Source organism: Candidatus Hodarchaeum mangrovi, from assembly GCF_975850365.1.
In genome coordinates this window covers 1-4,550 of sequence record NZ_CDLCQJ010000105.1, presented here as the reverse complement: position 1 = coordinate 4,550, position 4,550 = coordinate 1, and the positions used below count along the sequence as shown (strand labels likewise).

Here is a 4,550-nt window from a genome sequence, read left to right as displayed (position 1 = left end):
TTGACTTTGGTGCTTTTTTGCTAACATTGGCTTTAATAGCCATTCCAACCACCACAGCTGTAGCTTTTATCTACTGGCAATTTGTTCTGAAAAAGAAAAAAATACCAGACCTTCCAAACCCACCTGAATAATTTATGTTTAAGAATCCAAACTTCTTTTTTTTCTTTAACGAAATCAAAACTCATCAAGTGTTTTCTTGGTATGAAAGGCCAATATCTCTTATGATCTTCCCTATTTGCTACTTTCGTGATATACCAGTAAATTTCATCTCTTTGCTTGTAGAGTGGATCATTATATTCTTTTAAGGAGTAAAAGGTGCATCATATTCCAATTCAATAACATCTGGTCGATAATCAATTGGAATAGTAAAAATAGGCTTATATATAAGGTGAATATCAATAAAAATAAGTATGATACAGTTTTCAACAGCTAAATGGGGAATATAATCAGTAATATTGACTCCTAAAGACCCACTCCAAGTTTCTTGAGGATGAATATTTCCAATGATGTTTATTCCCTGTCCTATTTGCTGTCCATCTAGATGCGATGAAATTGTCCAATTTGTTGCTTTTATGGTAATATTGATTGAAATGTCTTCTAGACTATAAAATCCCTTATTGACTAATGATAAGGGAGTAGAAACCCCTAAATAGCCTTCATAAATTGGATAGGGAATTAATTGGGTCTGTTCTATACCTGGTGTGATCTTAATTTCTCCAATTTCATAGGAAATCGCATTAACAGAAATAAAGACCGAAGTAATATATCCTATGACAAGAATTAGACTTAATCCGATTACAAGTATTAATATAACAGATTTTCTCATATATATAAACCCCTAATGGATTCCTTTTTTTGAAGAGATTTAGAATTTTTCTGTGATTTTATCGAATAGACATTAAAGGTTCGCTAGGGCCTGATCCAAAGCTTTAATGGCATCTTTTGATCCTTCAAGGCCAACAGAATAGCGAATCAGATTATCGGGAACACCACTTTTCCTACGCATTTCGGGAGTCATTTGACCATGAGTCGTTGAAGCAGGATGACAAATAGTAGTATAGTTGCGGCCTAAATCTGTAACTTGTACTCCAAAGTTAATGACCTCTGCAAATTTTACTGCAGCCTGATAGCCTCCATGAATGTTAAATGACATTAGATGACCAAAACCTGTTGATCCATCTTCAAATCGTAATAATTTTTTGGCTAATTCATACTGAGGGTGGGAAGCTAATCCAGGGTAGTTCACTTTTTCTATTTTCTGATGATCATCAAGAAATTCAGCAATCTGTAACGCATTATCAGACATAAATCTGACTTTTAATTGTAATGTTGCCAAATCATCCCAAATTGCTGCAGCTGAAGGGGGGTGTAAACATGGCCCTAAATTTCGAAAATGACCTCCTTTTACCTTATTTACGAAATCTTCTTCTAATTCAGGTATCGATGTCGTGATTTTTTTCTTGGCAATAACCGCACCTCCAATAGCACGTCCACTACTCCCCATCACTTTAGAAATGGAATGAATTACAATATCAGCTCCCAATTCTAATGGTCGTAAGAGAGCAGGTGAGGCAACACTCGAATCAACCATAAGAGGAATATTATTATCATGAGCAAGTTTGCCAAGAGCTGGAATATCTGCAATGAACAAATTCGGATTAGATGGTGTTTCTACATACAAGAATTTAGTTTTTTGAGTAATTTTTTCCTGCCAAGCATTTAATTCCCATGGCTCATGAACCCACTCCACTTTCCATCCCATTTTGGGATAAGTTACATTAAATAGCTGTTCAGCTCCACCATAAACTTGATTTGATGATAAAAAATGATCTCCAACATTTAAGAAGGGCATTGTTGCCATGAAAATTGCTGCCATTCCCGAGGATAGACATAAAGCTTGGGTTTCCTCATCAATCGTTTTTCCTTCTAAAGCAGCTATTTTTAATGCCAAGTGATCAATTGTTGTGTTATCAACACGAGAGTAGATCTTATTCGGATCATCTACTGTCTGATAGGAGAGCAATAAGGCCCCATCAAGTAATGAATCGAATGGTCCCCCAGTAGAACTCGTGAAGACAGGTAAGGTCATTGACTTGAACATTTTCATATCTTGATTTCCATATAATCCCCATAAACCCACAGTAGTGAATTCCTGCTTTTTCGATGTTGTCATTTGTTTTTGTCTTTTTATCAATGTTTGCGTACTTCGTGTACGAAAATACTCCTCATCAGAGCTCATCTTTTTGAGAGTTTCGATTTCCCTTTCCAACTCATTAATTCTTTTTTGAGTATATGAAGACTTCAACTTTGGTTGTTCCTGTGCCATTTTTACCACATCTGAAAAATAATTTTTACTTGGTTTTCAATAATTAAATCTATTTCTTCTTCGCTGAACAAGATTTTAATGAATTTATTTCAATCATCATTCTTTTTCATATTTAATGAAATTAGGGATAAAGGTGAAAATTCAAGAAAATAGACATCATTCCTTACATGAATCATTAGACCAACATTTAAACCAGAAAAGAGTCTGTTTTGATCGTAAAATTAGTAAAGAAATAGAGACATTCGATCTTGTTATTACTAATACTATTTTAATGAAATTTGATTAAGGGCATAAAATAATAAGAGTTTATTGAAATACTTTTCAAAGCTTAATTAAGAATTCTTTGAACGTAGAACTATTTAATCAATAGAGTGAAGTTTTTATTTTTACACAACTAATAACTTAAAAATCTTTTATTTTCTGAATAGAAACATGCAGTTAATAAAAATAATAATTTCGAAGCCGAAAAGGCCAAATATCCCAGATTATGGTATCTCTGAAAAAAGATCAGGATTACTTTCTTGGGATGATGTCAATAAATGGATGGAACTATCACATAATTACTGGATTAATACAATTCGAGGTGACTTCCCACATTCTCGTCCTGTCTGGGGAATTTGGTATGAAAATATATTCTACTTTGGAGGAGGTCATGAAACCAGAAATGCAAAAAATTTGCGTAAAAATAATAATATCTCAGTTCATACTGAAAGTGGTGAGAAGGTGGTAATTATAGAAGGATATGCAGAGCAATTTTCAGATGAGGATTTGTTTCAAGTACTTGGTGAGTTGTATGAGAAGAGATACAAGATTTTTCATCCACCACCTTTTTGGAGAGTAATTCCAAAGAAAGTATTTGCTTGGCAGATAAGTGACTTTGTCAATACTCCAACCAAATTCACCTGTAAGGTAGAATGATTGGTCAACTCTGTAGAATTCAAGCTCTATAGTATATACTTTACTTAAAACCATTAGTTTCTATTACAGATGTGCATCAACCAACTTCAAACATCATTAGAAATTAGTATATTCCATTTACGAGAAAAAAAGGTAGGAATTCCCTACTTTATAGATTTGATCCCCATATAAGGGGCATGATTACCATATAACTCAGATTAAAAGACAAATTAACATGCTAGAGGCCCTCTTTCTCCTGATATGTTATTTATTAACAAAAATTCTCTATCTAATCAGTTAATAGGATGATAGTAAAACTTAAAGAATTGTAGCTTCTATCTGTTTTGCTATTCTTTTTACTGCATTAATAAATGTCTTGAGATCTTCCCTTTTAGTTCTATGATTCGTTATTGACACTCTAATCGCATAATTACCATTTAATCTTGTATGAGAAGGTACTGCAATACCCTGTTCTTGAAGTTGGAGAACAATTTCCTCATTTAATTTATTGAGTATTTCCTGATCTATTCCCTCTTTCTTGAATCTGAAACATACAATATTCATTGCCGTTGGGGCTAGTAATTCTAAATTATCATCTTTTTTGATTAATTCTGTTAAATACTTGGCTTGTTGAATATTCTGCTCAATTAATTGACCAAATTTTTCAATTCCATGCTCTTTTAGCGTCATCCAAATTTTTAGGGTTTTAAATTCTCCAGATAATTCAAATCCATAATCACTATACCATATCTCAGGGCCTCCCACGCCTCGTGTGCCATGGGCTAAATATTCTGGAACTAGAGCAAATGAGTTGTAATGATCTTTAGGACTCTTGACAAGCACACACCCAACTGCGTAATTTGTATGAAACCATTTATGAAAGTCTATAGCAATCGAATCCGCAAGTTCCATCCCATCCGCAAGGTGATATGATTCAGGAGTTATTTTAGTTAAGGCACCAAAGGCACCATCAATATGGAACCACATATCATGTTTTTTTGCAATATCTGCCAGAGTTGTGAGATCGTCTACAGCCCCCGTGTTCACAGTACCGAGATTTCCAATGATACAGATTGGTTTGTATCCATTTTGTTTATCTTTACTGATTGCTTTCTTTAATTCTTCAATATTAATTTGAAAATCTTCAGTCACAGGTATTCTTCGAAAATTTTGACTCCCAATCCCTAACAGCTCTACTGACTTCTGAAGACAGCTATGCCCCTCTGTAGAACAATAATATGTTATTTTAGCATTTAATGATTGTAAGCCTTTTTCTCGCACATTATAGCCCGTTTTTAGATTTCGTGCCACAGTTAATCCGACAAGA

The 4,550-nt window shown here is 33.9% G+C and carries 5 protein-coding genes; 2 read left to right on the top strand and 3 right to left on the bottom strand.

All coding sequences use genetic code 11. The features are described from left to right. Nucleotides 1–301: 301 nt before the first annotated feature. Both ACWVCY_RS10635 and ACWVCY_RS10630 read right to left on the bottom strand, forming a co-directional pair. Nucleotides 302–826 (bottom strand): hypothetical protein, encoded by a 525-nt coding sequence (locus tag ACWVCY_RS10635; protein ID WP_455142802.1) that lies wholly within the window; start codon nucleotides 824–826, stop codon nucleotides 302–304. A gap of 72 nt (nucleotides 827–898) precedes the next feature. Next, a complete protein-coding gene (locus ACWVCY_RS10630) occupies nucleotides 899–2,326 on the bottom strand; it encodes an aminotransferase class I/II-fold pyridoxal phosphate-dependent enzyme (RefSeq protein ID WP_455142801.1) in 1,428 nt (475 codons plus the stop codon). Nucleotides 2,327–2,459: 133 nt separating this feature from the next. Here ACWVCY_RS10630 and ACWVCY_RS10625 point away from each other — a divergent pair, with 133 nt between their 5' ends. Further along, nucleotides 2,460–2,612, top strand: coding sequence for a hypothetical protein (locus tag ACWVCY_RS10625; protein ID WP_455142800.1), 153 nt, complete (start codon nucleotides 2,460–2,462; stop codon nucleotides 2,610–2,612). A 146-nt stretch (nucleotides 2,613–2,758) separates the two neighbouring features. Next, nucleotides 2,759–3,244, top strand: coding sequence for a pyridoxamine 5'-phosphate oxidase family protein (locus tag ACWVCY_RS10620; RefSeq protein ID WP_455142799.1), 486 nt, complete (start codon nucleotides 2,759–2,761; stop codon nucleotides 3,242–3,244). A 297-nt stretch (nucleotides 3,245–3,541) separates the two neighbouring features. Here the strand turns inward: ACWVCY_RS10620 and ACWVCY_RS10615 are convergent. Continuing rightward, nucleotides 3,542–4,550: pyridoxal phosphate-dependent decarboxylase family protein (locus ACWVCY_RS10615; protein ID WP_455142798.1), on the bottom strand; the 1,009-nt coding region annotated here is incomplete at its 5' end.